Raw genomic sequence first — 13,921 nt, 5'->3', positions numbered from 1 at the left:
TGTATGGATATAACAGAGAATAAATATACGGGTGCTGTTTTCAGCACAAGTCTGGGTAGATAAGGAAGGACTATGAAGGTAAGAAAATTGTGAGAGTGGGTGGTTACTAAATGTTGAACCACCTGGTTGGCGGGGCCAACGCTGCCTTTCTGTGGGATGAACAGGGATAATTGGCTGAGGGGATATAAAAAAACGGCCGCACGATAAGGTGTGGCCGTTGGGCTATGATAATTTAAAAAATTAAGCGTTTACGGCTTTGCCCACCAGTTCCGCCGCTTCACTGAGCAGGATGGCGGATTGAACTTTCAGGCCACTTTTTTCGATCAGTTCCTTTGCTTCGGCGGCGTTGGTGCCTTGTAAGCGTACGATGATAGGTACGGTGATATTGCCAATGCTCTGGTAAGCGTCGATAACACCCTGTGCTACCCGGTCGCAGCGAACAATGCCGCCAAAGATATTGATCAGAATAGCTTTCACCTTCGGATCGCGGAGGATGATGCGGAAACCGGCTTCTACGGTCTGGGCATTGGCAGTACCGCCTACGTCCAGGAAGTTGGCGGGTTCGCCACCGCTCAGTTTAATCATGTCCATGGTGGCCATGGCCAGGCCAGCACCGTTCACCATACAACCTACGTTGCCGTCTAGTTTCACGAAGTTCAGGTTGTATTTACCAGCTTCTACTTCGGTGGGGTCTTCTTCGGTGATATCGCGCAGCGCTTCCAGGTCGGGGTGGCGCATGATAGCGTTGTCATCAATATTCATCTTACAATCTACTGCTACGATCTTGTCGTCGCTGGTTTTAAACAGCGGGTTGATTTCCAGCATACTGGCATCCACACCCACATAGGCATTGTAAAGATTGGTCACAAATTTCACCAGGTTCTTAAAGGCATTGCCCGTTACGCCCAGGTTAAAGGCAATCTTGCGTGCCTGGAAGGGCTGCAAGCCGCCGGAGGGATGTACCCACTCTTTAAAAATTTTGTCGGGGGTATTATGTGCTACCTCTTCGATATCCATACCGCCTTCGGTAGAGTACATGATAACGTTCTGTCCTTTGGCGCGGTCTAGCAGGATGGAGAGGTAATATTCTTTTACGGGGTTGGGGCCGGGATAATAAACGTCCTGGGCCACCAGTACTTTATTTACCAGCTTGCCGGCGGGGCCGGTCTGGATAGTTACCAGGGTGCCACCCAGCAGATTGCCGGCAATGGTTTTAATATCTTCTGCATTCTTACCTACGGCTACGCCGCGTTGTTCTTTACCAATGATCTTACCTTTACCACGGCCCCCGGCATGGATCTGCGCTTTCACCACTGCAAACTCGTTACCATATTGTACTTTCAGGTTCTTGTAAGCTTCTGCCGCTAGTTCTGGCGTGTCTACCGGAATTCCTTCCTGCACCGGTACATTATATTTTTTCAATAGTTCTTTGGCCTGGTACTCGTGTAAGTTCATCGGAATAAAATTTGGCGCTAATTTAGCGCATATTGCCTTATTAAAAAATAACTTTGCGCGGGGCGGTAAAAATGCCGGCCAGCTTTACCCAATATAATACACGCATATCAACAGCACCAGATGAGTGATCTTTTAAGCCAGATACGGGCAGCCAGCAATTTTTTACGGCCATTTCTGAAAGCGGTTCCCCGGGCGGGCATCATCCTGGGTAGTGGGTTGGGCAACCTGGTGGGTGATATGGAAGACCGGCAGGAGATACCTTATGAACAGATACCTCATTTCCCGCCTTCCACCGTGGAGGGCCATTCCGGTACCCTCATACTGGGAACCCTGGGAGGCCATTATGTGATAGCCATGGCAGGCCGCTACCATTATTATGAAGGCTACACCATGCAGCAGGTTACCTTTCCGGTGCGGGTAATGAAGGCACTGGGCGTAGACACGCTGCTGCTCAGCAATGCGGCTGGGGGGATGAACGAAGCCTTTTCGGTGGGAGACCTGATGATCATCACCGATCATATTAATTTACAGCCAGAACACCCGCTGCATGGGAAGAACATCCCGGAACTGGGCCCCCGTTTTCCCGACATGAGCGAAGCCTATTCCCAACAACTCGTTAAAAAAGCGGAGCAGGTGGCTGCCGCTCATCATATTTCAGTGCATAAAGGCGTTTATGTGGGGGTGCAAGGGCCTACCTTCGAAACCCGCGCCGAATACCGTTATATGCACCGCATAGGAGGAGACGCCGTAGGCATGAGTACTGTACCTGAAGTGATCGTAGCCATCCATGGCGGCATGAAAGTGTTTGCCATGAGCGTAATCACCGACCTTGGCATTGTGCCGGAAGGGCATGAAAATAAAGTATCACACGAGGAAGTACTGGCCGCCGCAAAGGCTGCGGAACCAAAGCTGACATTGATATTCCGGGAATTGATCCAACAATTGTAATTTTTACTGAATCCGCAGCATGAGGAAAATATGTTTGATAGGCTGTTTACTGATATGTTCCGCACTTTCCGGGATAGCGCAGATCAATACTGGTCGGTTTAGTGGTATGGGAGGCAGCAGTGGCACCAAACCGGATACTTCCCAACACTCCCTTCCCCCTGACACCCTTACGCTCAAGTATTATTTCCTGGGCGACCCCACACCGCACACCATCGATTCTGCGGCCAATGATTTTTCGAAGTACCTGCAAATACCCGCGTATTACCACACGCTGGGCAATAACGGGAATGCCGCCCAGTCGCTGTTCTTTACCCCCCGCATGCAGGATGGTTTCGACGCCGGCTTTCATAGCTACGACATTTACGAGTTTAACCACGATAACGCCCGCTTTTATTTTACCACCCGCCCTTACACGGAACTGCAATACCTGGTAGGCTCCAAGCAGGAGCAGATTATAGACGCCATGCATACGCAGAATCGCGGAGAGCGGATTAACTTCTCGTTCGAATACCGCAAGGTAAACTCGCCCGGCTATTACCAGAATCAAAGCTCTAATCATAACCTGCTGCGGGTTACGGTGCGCACCCTGAGTAAAAACAAACGGTATCACACAGAAGTAAGCTGGTATAGTAATAAAATAAACAGCGGCGAGAACGGCGGTATCCGCAGCGATACCTTCCTGACCAATTCCCGTTTTAAAGACCGCCTTACCATCCCGGTAAATGTAGGTGGCCCGGCTACCGAGAGCGCCACCCTATTTGGCAGCAGCAGTATGAACGTGAAAACGGCTTACAAACAAAGTGGTATCCTGTTTTCCCATGGGTACGACTGGGGCAAGGGCGATTCCATAGAGATTAACGATAGTACGGATTATTACCAGTTTGACCCCAAGTTCCGTGTGCAACACACGCTGAGTTACAGTAGCAACACCTACGAATACCTGGACATACAGCCCGATTCGGCTATCAGTTATTACAGCCAGCATTACGACTTTGCACCTGTTTTTACCAATAAGCAACTGGAGGCCCTGCATAAATGGACTATTTTATCCAACGATCTGAGTGTGGTGCAGTTTCCGTTGCGCGGTAGCCAGGCGCAGTTTATCAAAATAGGGGCTACTTTCGAAACCATCAAGGGCAGTTTCCCGGATGTGGCGGTAAATTTTAATAACGTGATGCTACATGGGGAATACCGCAACCTAACCCGCAACCACCTGTGGGACTTCCAGGCAAAAGGCGATTTTTATACCGCAGGTGTTAATACCGGTGATTATAGCCTTACCGCTAGCCTGAGCCGCTACCTGAGCCGCACCCTGGGTAATGTGAAGCTGGCATTCCGCAACGTGAACAGTGAACCTGGTTATGCCTTCCGCTATTTCCAGAACACCCGCAACACCTGGTATAACTATGGCCTGAACAAGCAAAATTATTCCCAGTTTAGTTTCGTGGCAGACAACCCCCGCCTGATGTACAACCTATCTGCCAATTACTACATCTTTAATAATTACACCTACCTGAAAGATTTTTACCACCCGGCACAGGCACCGCTGTTTAATCTGTTGCAGGTAATGTTCACCAAGCAAATCGTTATCCGCAAGCACCTGAACTGGTACATGGACTATGCTTTCCAGCAGTTCCAGGGCAATACGCCTTTTCACGTGCCTGCCGGGTGGACGCGGCAGCGCTTTACCTTTGAACGGACGCTGTACCTGAACCTGAACCTAGTAACCGGCATAGAAGTAAAGTACAATACGCCTTATTTCGCCGATACTTATTCCAACATTTTTGGCATGTTTGTGCCCCAGGATAGCCAGAAGATCAGCATGAACAGTCCTGAATTTGATGCTTTCGTAAACTTCCGGATTAAATCGTTCTGGGCTTATATCCGGGGCGAAAACCTTAACAGCTTTTTTGCCAAAAACAATTACGCAGCACCCAGTTACGCCTATCCTAACTTCCTGCTGCGGGTAGGACTGCGCTGGGCATTCGTAAATTAATGCCCGGTCTGGCGGCCCCTTGTGTATCACCGGATGTAAAAAACGGTCTGTTTAATCGTATCCGGATTTATCGCAAAGTAGTATCTTGCAGAGAGGTCCTTATTAAAATAATTGAAGATGAAAGCGATTGTAACCGTGCTGAGATTTGTACAGTCTTTATTTGTGAAAAAAAATTGTTGTAAATAAAACCAAACCTTTACACCAAAAACGCAGCGCAGGTGGCGTACTGTTTGCCTAACAGTTTTTCGCGGTCCATGCATATGTTGGCTTCTCCCTTCCGCGCACCACTGAATTTTACAGCATGAAATATAAATTTACCTATAGCTTGTTATGCCTGGTTATTGGTGCAACGGCCTGCAAAACCCGCGCGCCCAAGCAAAAAGAGATTGTCAAAAATGTGGTAGAATTAGGTACTGCGGTACCTGCAAATATCCAGGAGCGTTTGAGCTACCTGGCCGATAACAACGGTAAAATGGAAGACAGCCTTACTGCCTTCCGTCTTTCTGCCATCCAGGAATTTTATCAGCAACATGCCAATGCCCCGCAGTGGTCTGCCAAAGGCATAGCCCTGCCCATGTTTGACACGATGTATAACCGGATTGTTAATGCTGACGAGGTGGGCCTGCTGCCGGACCGTTTCCATTATAAAATTTTGCGCCAAGCCGTGGACCAGCTGCGCCGCAATGCAGACAGCGCCAAAATGGACGCTGCGCTCTGGGGCCGGGTAGATGTGATGCTGACCGATGCTTTTATGAAAATGGTTTCCGGCTTGCATTTCGGGGTAACGCCCCGCGACAGTATTACCCTGCGCCGAGATTCGCTGTATACTGATACGGCACTGGTGCAAATGCTTTCCCAGGCGCTGGAAACGCACCGCATTGGAATAGTACTGGACCAGGTGCAACCTGGCCACGAAGCTTATTTGCAATTGAAGGATGCCCTGAAAAATTTCAAAGAAAAATATAAAACACTTTCCTGGGACACCCTGCCCCTGACGATCACCGATACCCTGGCCTTTCGCAGCCAGCTTCGCCAGCGGCTTATACAAACAGGGCATATGGATACGCTGAGCCGCGACCAGGATACGGTACAGTTGCAGGCCGGCATAAAAGCCTTCCAGGAAGAGTTTAATATGTATGCCGATGGCAAAGCCGGCAAAAAAACCTTACAGGCCCTCAATCGCCCCTACAGCGACTGGATGGAGCAAGCGGCCGTGAACCTGGACCGGTGGCGCAAGCTGCCGGATAGCCTGCCCCACCGTTATATTTTCGTGAACCTGCCGGGCTTCTGGATGCACGTGGTAGAAGACGGTGAGGTAGCATTGGCATCGCGCATTATTGTAGGGGCACCCAAAACGCGCTCCCCGCTACTCACCTCCACGCTCACCAATTTCCAGCTATACCCCTACTGGCGCGTACCTTTTAGTATTACCGTGAAGGAAATGATCCCTGCCATAAAACGCAATATCAATTACCTGGCGAAAAAGAATCTCCAGGTGATCGGCAAAGACGGGCAGGAAGTAGATCCTTCCAAGATAGATTGGAGCCGCATGGGCCAGCACTACTTCCCTTACACCCTGCGCCAGATGGATGGGGAGGACAATTCGCTGGGGGTAATGAAATTTAATTTCTTTAATAAATACAGCGTGTACCTGCACGATACCAATAACCGTGGATTGTTTAAAAACGCCTTCCGTGCGTTAAGCCATGGTTGTGTGAGGGTGCAGCAATGGGATAGTCTTGCCAACTACCTGGTGAGCAGCGATAGTACGCACCCCTTCCTGAGAGATAGCATTAAAGTATGGTTGGCCAGGGGAGAACGTAAACAGGTGGATCTTAGAAACCGCATCCCTGTATATTTCCGCTACTTTACGGCGGAGGCGGGCGAAAACGGAAAGCTGCGCTTTAATGAAGATATTTATGGGGAAGACAAAATAGCCCGGCGCTGGCTGGAAACCGAATAAGCACATCCCCACAGCTATATTATTAAAAAAGCCTTGCAGCATGCTGTAAGGCTTTTTTAATGCTGGTGAATATGTGCTTATTCCGCTTTTTTATTTTTGTCTTTATCGCTGTCTTCGTTAAAAGGTGTGGGTTGGTCTGCTGCGTGCGGTAGAGATGCCTGGCTTTGGAGGTGATAGATCACCGCCTTGTCGGGAAAGGCATCACCCACCTTATCGAGATACACGTTGGTGTCCATGTATTCAAAGAAAGGCACCTTGTCGAAGGCCAGCGCCAGTTCCACCAGTTTGCTCACTTTGTGATCGAACTCGCCGTTCAGTATCTGGGTAATATACCCTTTAGATACGCCGAGTTTGGCCGCCAGTTGCGTTTTGGTGAGCTGGTGCTCTATGCGGTAATGTTCGAGAAGGTGGTGCACCTGTGATTGAATTTGTGCAAGCCAGTATGCTTTGTCCTTGAGAGTTGCTTCCCTGGTAGTCATAACGTTGTTTTGACTCCGGTCTGTATAAGCCGGAGCGGAGTAAAGTGCATTAATTTTTTCGGTCGGACTGAGATCATGTAGCCCGGATTATTGATGAAAAATTAGTTGCTGTCATTGGTACCTGAAATCTACGCTTTGGGGGATAGGCCTGGCAGTGGAGCGGCGCTACTATAAATATAAGTTTTATTGCCATCACTTTGAGGTGTTTTTTTTGGGAAAGTTCCGGCGGCGGAATAAGACAATGTATATGGCAGGTAAGCCGGTGTGCGGATGGGACATGGCATATTACAGGACCCCGGTTATGGTAGCCGGGGCCTTGTAGCATGAGGAAGGGGGGCTTATTTTAATTTAGCTTGCAGGGCGTTATCCAATTCCTGCAGGAATTCTTCCGTGTAGAGGTAATCACGGCCATGTTCTACCTTATTACCGTGAATGCAGATGGCCAGGTCTTTGGTCATTTTTCCGTTTTCTACGGTTTCAATGCATACCTGCTCCAAGGAATGGCAAAAGTTGATCAGCGGTAGGTTGTTATCCAGCCGCCCCCGGAACTCCAGGCCACGGGTCCACGCGAAGATAGAAGCGATTGGGTTGGTAGAGGTGGGTTTGCCTGCCTGGTGATCGCGGTAGTGGCGGGTTACGGTGCCGTGGGCGGCTTCCGCTTCCATTACCTTACCGTCTGGCGTTACCAGGGTGGAGGTCATGAGCCCCAGGGAGCCAAAGCCTTGTGCTACGGTGTCTGACTGTACATCGCCATCGTAGTTTTTGCAGGCCCATACAAAATTTCCATGCCATTTTAAAGCGCTGGCCACCATATCATCGATGAGGCGATGCTCGTAGGTAATGCCAGCTGTCTGGAAGGAGGTCTTAAACTCGTTCTGGTAGATTTCTTCAAAAATGTCTTTAAAACGCCCATCGTATTTTTTAAGGATGGTATTTTTTGTACTGAGGTAAAGGGGCCATTTTTTAATCAGGGCCTGGTTAAAACAGGCGCGGGCAAAGCCTTTGATGGATTCGTCGGTATTGTACATGGCTAGGGCCACGCCATCGCCTTTAAAGTTGTACACTTCGTGTTCAATCACTTCTCCATTATCGCCTTCAAACCGGATCGTTAGTTTGCCTTTGCCTTTGGTGACAAAATCGGTGGCGCGGTATTGGTCGCCAAAAGCATGGCGGCCAATACAGATAGGCGCCGTCCAGTTGGGTACCAGTCGGGGTACATTGCGGGTTACGATAGGCTCGCGGAACACTGTGCCGTCGAGGATGTTACGGATGGTGCCATTGGGCGATTTCCACATCTGTTTCAGGTTAAATTCCTTCACGCGGGCTTCGTCTGGTGTGATGGTGGCGCATTTAATGCCTACGCCGTACTGGCGAATGGCATGGGCCGCATCGATGGTTACCTGGTCGTTGGTCTGATCGCGGTATTCGATACCCAGGTCATAGTATTTTATATCCACGTCCAGGTAAGGCGTAATTAATTTGTCTTTGATGAATTTCCAGATGATACGCGTCATCTCGTCCCCATCCAGTTCTACGACGGGGTGGGCTACTTTAATTTTTTCAGCCATTGGTGAGAATTGTTTTTAGGTTTCGGCCCCGTGGAGGGCAAATGTTTTATAACGTGGTACTTCAGAACTTCAAATATAAAGCTCCGGATAGAATTTGCCATAACAATTTACATGGCGGGTTTCTTGGGTTTCCATGGGGTAGCACTGCGGGAAGAAGGGGCAAAAAAAAATCCCGGGATACAGTGTGCATCCCGGGATTTATTAAGAAAATATAGCCGGCTTAGAGGTTTTTAATGATCTCATCTGCAAACTCGCTGCACTTCACCAGGGTGGCGTCGTCCATGAGGTTGTAGAAGTCTACCGTTACGCGCTTGCTGGAAATGGCGGTAGAGAGTGCTTTGGTAATAAGATTGGCCGCTTCTATCCAGCCCAGGTATTCCAACATCATGACGCCGCTCAGGATAACGGAAGAGGGGTTCATCGTATCGGTATTGGCAAAGCGGGGTGCGGTGCCATGCGTAGCCTCGAATACGGCGTGGCCGGTGAGGTAGTTGATATTGCCACCCGGTGCAATACCAATGCCGCCCACGGCGGCTGCCAGTGCATCGGAAATATAATCGCCGTTCAGGTTTAGCGTAGCTACTACAGAGAAGTCCTGTGGGGCCAGCAGGATTTGCTGTAAGAAGTTATCAGCGATCACGTCGTTCACAATGATTTTGCCTTCGGCTTTGGCCTGGGCTATTTCTTTCTTAGCGGCATCTTCTCCACTGGCGGCTTTGGTTTTTTCCCATTGTTCCCAGGTGTACACTTTATCGCCAAACTCGCGTTCTGCCAGTGCATACCCCCAGGTTTTGAAACCACCTTCGGTAAATTTCATGATGTTGCCCTTGTGCACGATGGTTACAGAAGGCAGCTTGTGTGCTACCGCGTGTTTCAGGGCGGCGCGCACCAGGCGTTCGGTGCCTTCTTTAGAAACGGGTTTAATGCCCAGGGAGGAAGTTTCCGGGAAGCGGATTTTCTTCACGCCCAATTCGTTTTGGAGGAAGTGCAGCAGTTTCTTGGCTTCCGGCGTGCCTTCCATATACTCGATACCGGCATAGATATCTTCGGTGTTTTCCCGGAAGATCACCATGTTCACACGTTCGGGATGTTTTACCGGGGAAGGTACCTGGTCGAACCAACGCACGGGCCGTACGCAGGCGTAGAGATCCAGTTCCTGGCGCATCGCCACGTTAAGGGAGCGAATGCCACCACCTACGGGCGTAGTTAAAGGGCCTTTGATAGAAACAAGGTAGGTCTTCAAATCGGCCAGGGTAGCCGCTGGCATCCATTCGCCTGTTTGCTGGAAGGCTTTTTCACCTGCTAATACTTCTTTCCATGCTATTTTCCTGTCTTCGCCATAGGCCTTTTTTACGGCCGCATCAAAAACGCGCACGCTGGCATTCCAGATGTCTGGCCCAATGCCGTCGCCAATGATAAAAGGAATAATGGGTTGAGAAGGTACCTGTAGTTGTCCGTTGCTGATGGAGATTTTTTCTGCCGGCATAAACATTTGCTTTATGCGTTACGTAAATAGTTAATAATCGGGTGCAAAGGTAGGCCTTTTCAGGTTTAGGTTTTCACATAATTGATCCTGTTACAATTATTAATGCCACGTAGCACGTATAATGAACAGATTACTATTAATTTGTAGCGGTATTTTATTTCCACTTCATTTTTTAAGCAAATGTCAGCAACCAACCAACCTGAAAAAGTTTTTCCGGTACATAACTACCTGGCCCTGGGCGACAGTTATACCATTGGAGAAATGGTGAACGAAGACCAGCGTTTTCCGGAGCAAACTGCCGCTCTTTTGCAAGCGCAAGGCATTGCCCTGGCACCGCCCCGCATCATTGCCCGTACCGGCTGGACAACCGACGAACTGGCTGATGCCATCCGCGCGGCGCAGATAACGGATACTTTTAGCCTGGTTACTTTACTCATTGGGGTAAACAATCAATACCGGGGACGCACGGTAGAAAATTATGCACCGGAATTTGAGGCGTTACTGGAACAGGCCATCGCCTTCGCCGGCGGCAGGCAGGATCACGTGGTAGTGCTCTCCATTCCCGACTGGGGGGTAACGCCATTTGGCGCGGGTCGCAACCCCGAAAAGATAACCGCGGAGATCAACGCTTATAATGCTGCCAACCGGCGCATTACGGCCACCCTGGGCGCCCATTATACCGATATTACACCGGGCAGCCGCAAGGCCGCTACAGATGCCAGTTTGTTGGTAGCAGACGGCTTGCACCCTTCGGGTAAGGAATACCGCTTATGGGCAGCGGCGCTGGCCGCACTGGCCGCCCCGTGGCTGCGCCGGTAAAAACGCTTCCGGATATTTCACCGCCGATTTACCGCAGTTCACCGGAAGTCGGCTTTTTTTTGCCTAAATCAGCTTCCTTTACCCAATGGGGCATTGTAGTTTTGTTTCATCAAATTAAGCACAATGGAAAAGCAAGACGTCGCAGATAACGAACGCAGGAGAGATGGAAGGGGCAGGCATGTTGGCGGGCTGGTATTGGTAATAGTAGGTATTTTCCTCTTGTTGCACAACCTGAATCTAGATCTTCCCCGCTGGGTGTTTTCCTGGCCTAGTTTACTGATACTGGTGGGTATACTCGTGGGTGTTAGGCAGCAATTCCGCAGCATTAATTGGCTGGCCATGATCTGTATAGGCAGTGTGTTTTTGTTTCGTGACATAGCGCCAGACTTCTTCGCCATCCGGGAGGAGCTTATCTGGCCCGTTGTACTCATTGTTGTAGGGGTGCTTATTTACCTCCGCAATTCCTTTCATCCCGACGGCGGTCATTGCGATGCCCGCGAGGAGCGGAGACGCCGCTGGGATAGCAGCTTCCGACCACCAGTACCACCCGTGCCTCCCTTCCAACATTCCGAAAACTTTCAGGAAACAGGACAGTTCCGGAAAGAAGGATATATGCATCATGAAACCACAGACGACGATTATGTATATGGCTCGGCTATTTTCAGCGGAACGCAGAAAACTGTATTGTCCAAGCATTTTCAGGGAGGTAACTTAACGGCCATGTTTGGTGGCCTGGAAGTGAATTTAATGCAGGCAGATTTTTCCGGTACGGCTGTACTGCATGTTACCGTATTCTGCGGAGGAGCAGAGATCATAGTACCGGGCAACTGGACGGTGCGCCTGGATGAAACTACGCTGTTTGGTGGTTCCGAAGATTCCCGTCCGGCCTCCTTGCTTTCGCCCGACCCGTCGAAGGTGCTTATTATCCGTGGCAGTTGCCTGTTTGGCGGATTGGAAGTTAAAAGTTATTAAAAAGATATCCTTCAAAAGCTTCCTCCATCGCCTGCCGCCATGGGCCGTGGGGGCGGCTTTAATCAACACTTTAAATCAAACGGTATGAATTGGTTTGTAGCAAAAGTAGTGTACCAGATCATTAGCGGCGAAGGAAACCACGCGCCACAATTTGATGAACAACTGCGCCTTATTAGCGCCACTAGTAAAGCCGATGCCTGGAAAAAAGCCAACGATATCGGTGAGGAAGGCCAGTATGCTTTCCAGAACCAGCAACATCAAAAAGTAGAATGGAAATTTATTAACGTACCCGAAATTTACCCGATCAGTGAGTTGAAAGATGGTATGGAACTATATTCAAGAATAGAGGAACCCGGCAATGTAGCGGATTACCTGGCCTGGTTACGCACAAAATCTTCGCAGTGGAATACTCCCTCACCGCTTGCCTTCCTTCCTTCCTGATATAAATTTCTGACCCTTGCGCTTACTGCCCGATAAACCGATTAACTGGAGTTTTATTGCCGGCCTGCTGCTGGTGATGAGCATAGACTACCTGGTGGTATGGAAATGGTTTCAAATGCCTGCTTACATGGCCACCTGGGAAAGCCTGTTTGTGGCCTGGTTATCCTGCGCTACGCTGGCTATCCGGTATAACCTGAAATATTACCGCCCGCAAAAACAGAAATTCCTGTATGTAAAATTCGTGGCCGGTGTGCTAACAGTATTATTCTGCTGCGCCTATGCAATGCTCATGAATAAGTTGTATCCGGAAGCTTCCTCCTATCTTACCTGGCTTAATTACAGCCTGCCCGTGCGCATGGTAATTGGCTGGCTGGTAATTACGAATGCGGGCAATCGCAGCCTGCTCTGGTACGACCTCCAGGCCCAGCGCGAACTGGAAGCAAGGCGTAAAGTACTGGAAGACCTCTCGCGCGATGCAGAGCTGTTTAAACTGCGCCAGCAATTGCAGCCACACTTTTTATTCAACAGTTTAAACTCTATCAATGCCCTCATTGCGCTTCGTCCGCAGGAGGCCAGGCAGATGGTGCTAAAGCTATCCGACTTTTTCCGGGGATCGCTGAAGCGGGAAGATGAAAAATGGATACCCTTACCAGATGAACTGCAATACCTGGAATTGTATCTCGATATAGAAAAAGTGCGCTTTGGCCACCGGCTGTCTACACTGGTAAGTTGTGATGATGCTGCCTGTAGTTCGCTGGTGCCGCCCATGCTGCTGCAACCGGTGGTGGAAAATGCAATCAAATACGGACTATACGATACGCTAGATCCGATCACGATCACGATCCGTGGATGGCGGGAGCAGGGTATACTGTACATTGAGGTCAATAATCCCTACGACGCTTCGTTGCAACAACAGCCGAACAAGGGTATTGGATTTGGGCTCAGCTCCATCCGCAGGCGTTTGTACCTGCTATTTGCCCGGCAAGACTTACTGGAAACAGCTGCTGCCAACAATATATTTACCACACTCATTAAAGTACCGCAACCTTATGATAAAAGCGATCATCATTGACGATGAACCACTGGCCCGGGCGGTGGTGAAGGAGTACCTGGCAAGCTATACACAAATTACTTTGCTGCAGGAATGTGGCGATGGCTTTGAGGGCTTGAAAGCCATACAGCAACACCAGCCCGACCTGCTTTTCTTGGATGTACAGATGCCCAAGATCAATGGTTTTGAAATGCTGGAACTGGTGGAACACCTGCCGTCTGTAATCTTTACCACGGCCTTTGAGGAACATGCCATCCGCGCGTTCGAGGTGAATGCGGTAGACTACCTGCTGAAACCCTTTTCTAAAGAACGGTTTGACAAAGCCCTGCAAAAATGGATAGGTACATCCGAAAGTGTACGCAACCTGGCCACCGCGCAGGTAATAGCAGTGGCGGGAACCTCGCCCCTGCAAAGCAACCGCATTGTGGTGAAGCTTAATGGAAAGATCAAGATCATCCCGGTACAGGATGTATATTACCTGGAAGCGGCAGACGATTATGTGAAGGTGGTGACGGAAGAAGGCGCGTTCCTGAAAAATAAAACCATGTCTTTCTTTGAGCAACTTTTGGATATGGCGCAATTTGCCCGCGTGCACCGTTCTTATATCCTGAATGTAAACCAGGTAACCCGCATAGAGCCGTATGAAAAAGAAAATCACCTTGCCATTCTAAAATCTGGTGCCAAAATCCCGGTAAGCAAAACAGGATACCCCAAACTAAAAGCAGCGCTTGGATTGTAGGTGT

12 protein-coding genes are annotated in these 13,921 nt (G+C 49.6%); 8 read left to right on the top strand and 4 right to left on the bottom strand.

The window, feature by feature from the left end; genetic code table 11:
* Positions 1–240 precede the first annotated feature (240 nt).
* Positions 241–1,455 (bottom strand): ADP-forming succinate--CoA ligase subunit beta, encoded by a 1,215-nt coding sequence (gene sucC, locus GA0116948_RS09580; protein WP_089711477.1) that lies wholly within the window; start codon positions 1,453–1,455, stop codon positions 241–243.
* 120 nt (positions 1,456–1,575) lie between these two features.
* Between sucC and GA0116948_RS09575 the strand changes: the two genes are divergently transcribed.
* The 3 genes from GA0116948_RS09575 (at position 1,576) to GA0116948_RS09565 (ending at position 6,362) form a co-directional block, all read left to right on the top strand.
* Complete coding sequence (locus tag GA0116948_RS09575; RefSeq protein ID WP_089711475.1) at positions 1,576–2,403, top strand: purine-nucleoside phosphorylase; 828 nt, start codon at positions 1,576–1,578, stop codon at positions 2,401–2,403.
* Between the two features lie 19 nt (positions 2,404–2,422).
* On the top strand, positions 2,423–4,399 hold the full coding sequence (locus GA0116948_RS09570) for a putative porin (RefSeq protein WP_089711473.1): 1,977 nt from the start codon (positions 2,423–2,425) through the stop codon (positions 4,397–4,399).
* A gap of 301 nt (positions 4,400–4,700) precedes the next feature.
* Complete coding sequence (locus GA0116948_RS09565) at positions 4,701–6,362, top strand: L,D-transpeptidase family protein (RefSeq protein WP_089711471.1); 1,662 nt, start codon at positions 4,701–4,703, stop codon at positions 6,360–6,362.
* Positions 6,363–6,439: 77 nt separating this feature from the next.
* Here the strand turns inward: GA0116948_RS09565 and GA0116948_RS09560 are convergent, their stop codons facing one another.
* The 3 genes from GA0116948_RS09560 to icd all read right to left on the bottom strand — a co-directional run bounded on the left by GA0116948_RS09560 (position 6,440) and on the right by icd (position 9,895).
* Complete coding sequence (locus GA0116948_RS09560) at positions 6,440–6,841, bottom strand: helix-turn-helix domain-containing protein (RefSeq protein WP_089711469.1); 402 nt, start codon at positions 6,839–6,841, stop codon at positions 6,440–6,442.
* Positions 6,842–7,179: 338 nt separating this feature from the next.
* Positions 7,180–8,409, bottom strand: coding sequence for an NADP-dependent isocitrate dehydrogenase (locus GA0116948_RS09555; protein ID WP_089711467.1), 1,230 nt, complete (start codon positions 8,407–8,409; stop codon positions 7,180–7,182).
* A gap of 220 nt (positions 8,410–8,629) precedes the next feature.
* Complete coding sequence (gene icd / locus GA0116948_RS09550; protein ID WP_089711769.1) at positions 8,630–9,895, bottom strand: NADP-dependent isocitrate dehydrogenase; 1,266 nt, start codon at positions 9,893–9,895, stop codon at positions 8,630–8,632.
* Positions 9,896–10,075: 180 nt separating this feature from the next.
* Here icd and GA0116948_RS09545 point away from each other — a divergent pair, with 180 nt between their 5' ends.
* From GA0116948_RS09545 to GA0116948_RS09525, 5 genes are all read left to right on the top strand, one after another.
* Positions 10,076–10,714, top strand: coding sequence for an SGNH/GDSL hydrolase family protein (locus tag GA0116948_RS09545; protein WP_089711464.1), 639 nt, complete (start codon positions 10,076–10,078; stop codon positions 10,712–10,714).
* A 123-nt stretch (positions 10,715–10,837) separates the two neighbouring features.
* Positions 10,838–11,686, top strand: a complete 849-nt coding sequence (locus tag GA0116948_RS09540) for a LiaF transmembrane domain-containing protein (RefSeq protein WP_089711462.1) — start codon at positions 10,838–10,840, stop codon at positions 11,684–11,686.
* 84 nt (positions 11,687–11,770) lie between these two features.
* Positions 11,771–12,127, top strand: coding sequence for a DUF4288 domain-containing protein (locus tag GA0116948_RS09535; protein WP_089711460.1), 357 nt, complete (start codon positions 11,771–11,773; stop codon positions 12,125–12,127).
* 16 nt (positions 12,128–12,143) lie between these two features.
* On the top strand, positions 12,144–13,199 hold the full coding sequence (locus GA0116948_RS09530; RefSeq protein ID WP_089711458.1) for a sensor histidine kinase: 1,056 nt from the start codon (positions 12,144–12,146) through the stop codon (positions 13,197–13,199).
* Positions 13,177–13,917, top strand: a complete 741-nt coding sequence (locus GA0116948_RS09525) for a LytR/AlgR family response regulator transcription factor (RefSeq protein WP_089711456.1) — start codon at positions 13,177–13,179, stop codon at positions 13,915–13,917. The genes GA0116948_RS09530 and GA0116948_RS09525 overlap by 23 nt, the downstream gene beginning before the upstream one ends.
* Positions 13,918–13,921 lie beyond the last annotated feature (4 nt).

Source organism: Chitinophaga costaii (genome assembly GCF_900094705.1).
Classification (GTDB): domain Bacteria; phylum Bacteroidota; class Bacteroidia; order Chitinophagales; family Chitinophagaceae; genus Chitinophaga; species Chitinophaga costaii.
This window is presented reverse-complemented; position numbering and strand designations above follow the sequence as displayed.

Excerpts from the sequence above, each read along its gene's own strand:
- GA0116948_RS09535 (WP_089711460.1), top strand. The coding sequence starts at position 11,771 with ATGAATTGGTTTGTAGCAAAAGTAGTGTACCAGATCATTAGCGGCGAA.
- GA0116948_RS09565 (WP_089711471.1), top strand. The coding sequence starts at position 4,701 with ATGAAATATAAATTTACCTATAGCTTGTTATGCCTGGTTATTGGTGCA.
- sucC (WP_089711477.1), bottom strand. The coding sequence starts at position 1,455 with ATGAACTTACACGAGTACCAGGCCAAAGAACTATTGAAAAAATATAAT.
- icd (WP_089711769.1), bottom strand. The coding sequence starts at position 9,895 with ATGCCGGCAGAAAAAATCTCCATCAGCAACGGACAACTACAGGTACCT.
- GA0116948_RS09555 (WP_089711467.1), bottom strand. The coding sequence starts at position 8,409 with ATGGCTGAAAAAATTAAAGTAGCCCACCCCGTCGTAGAACTGGATGGG.
- GA0116948_RS09575 (WP_089711475.1), top strand. The coding sequence starts at position 1,576 with ATGAGTGATCTTTTAAGCCAGATACGGGCAGCCAGCAATTTTTTACGG.
- GA0116948_RS09570 (WP_089711473.1), top strand. The coding sequence starts at position 2,423 with ATGAGGAAAATATGTTTGATAGGCTGTTTACTGATATGTTCCGCACTT.
- GA0116948_RS09545 (WP_089711464.1), top strand. The coding sequence starts at position 10,076 with ATGTCAGCAACCAACCAACCTGAAAAAGTTTTTCCGGTACATAACTAC.
- GA0116948_RS09525 (WP_089711456.1), top strand. The coding sequence starts at position 13,177 with ATGATAAAAGCGATCATCATTGACGATGAACCACTGGCCCGGGCGGTG.
- GA0116948_RS09540 (WP_089711462.1), top strand. The coding sequence starts at position 10,838 with ATGGAAAAGCAAGACGTCGCAGATAACGAACGCAGGAGAGATGGAAGG.
- GA0116948_RS09560 (WP_089711469.1), bottom strand. The coding sequence starts at position 6,841 with ATGACTACCAGGGAAGCAACTCTCAAGGACAAAGCATACTGGCTTGCA.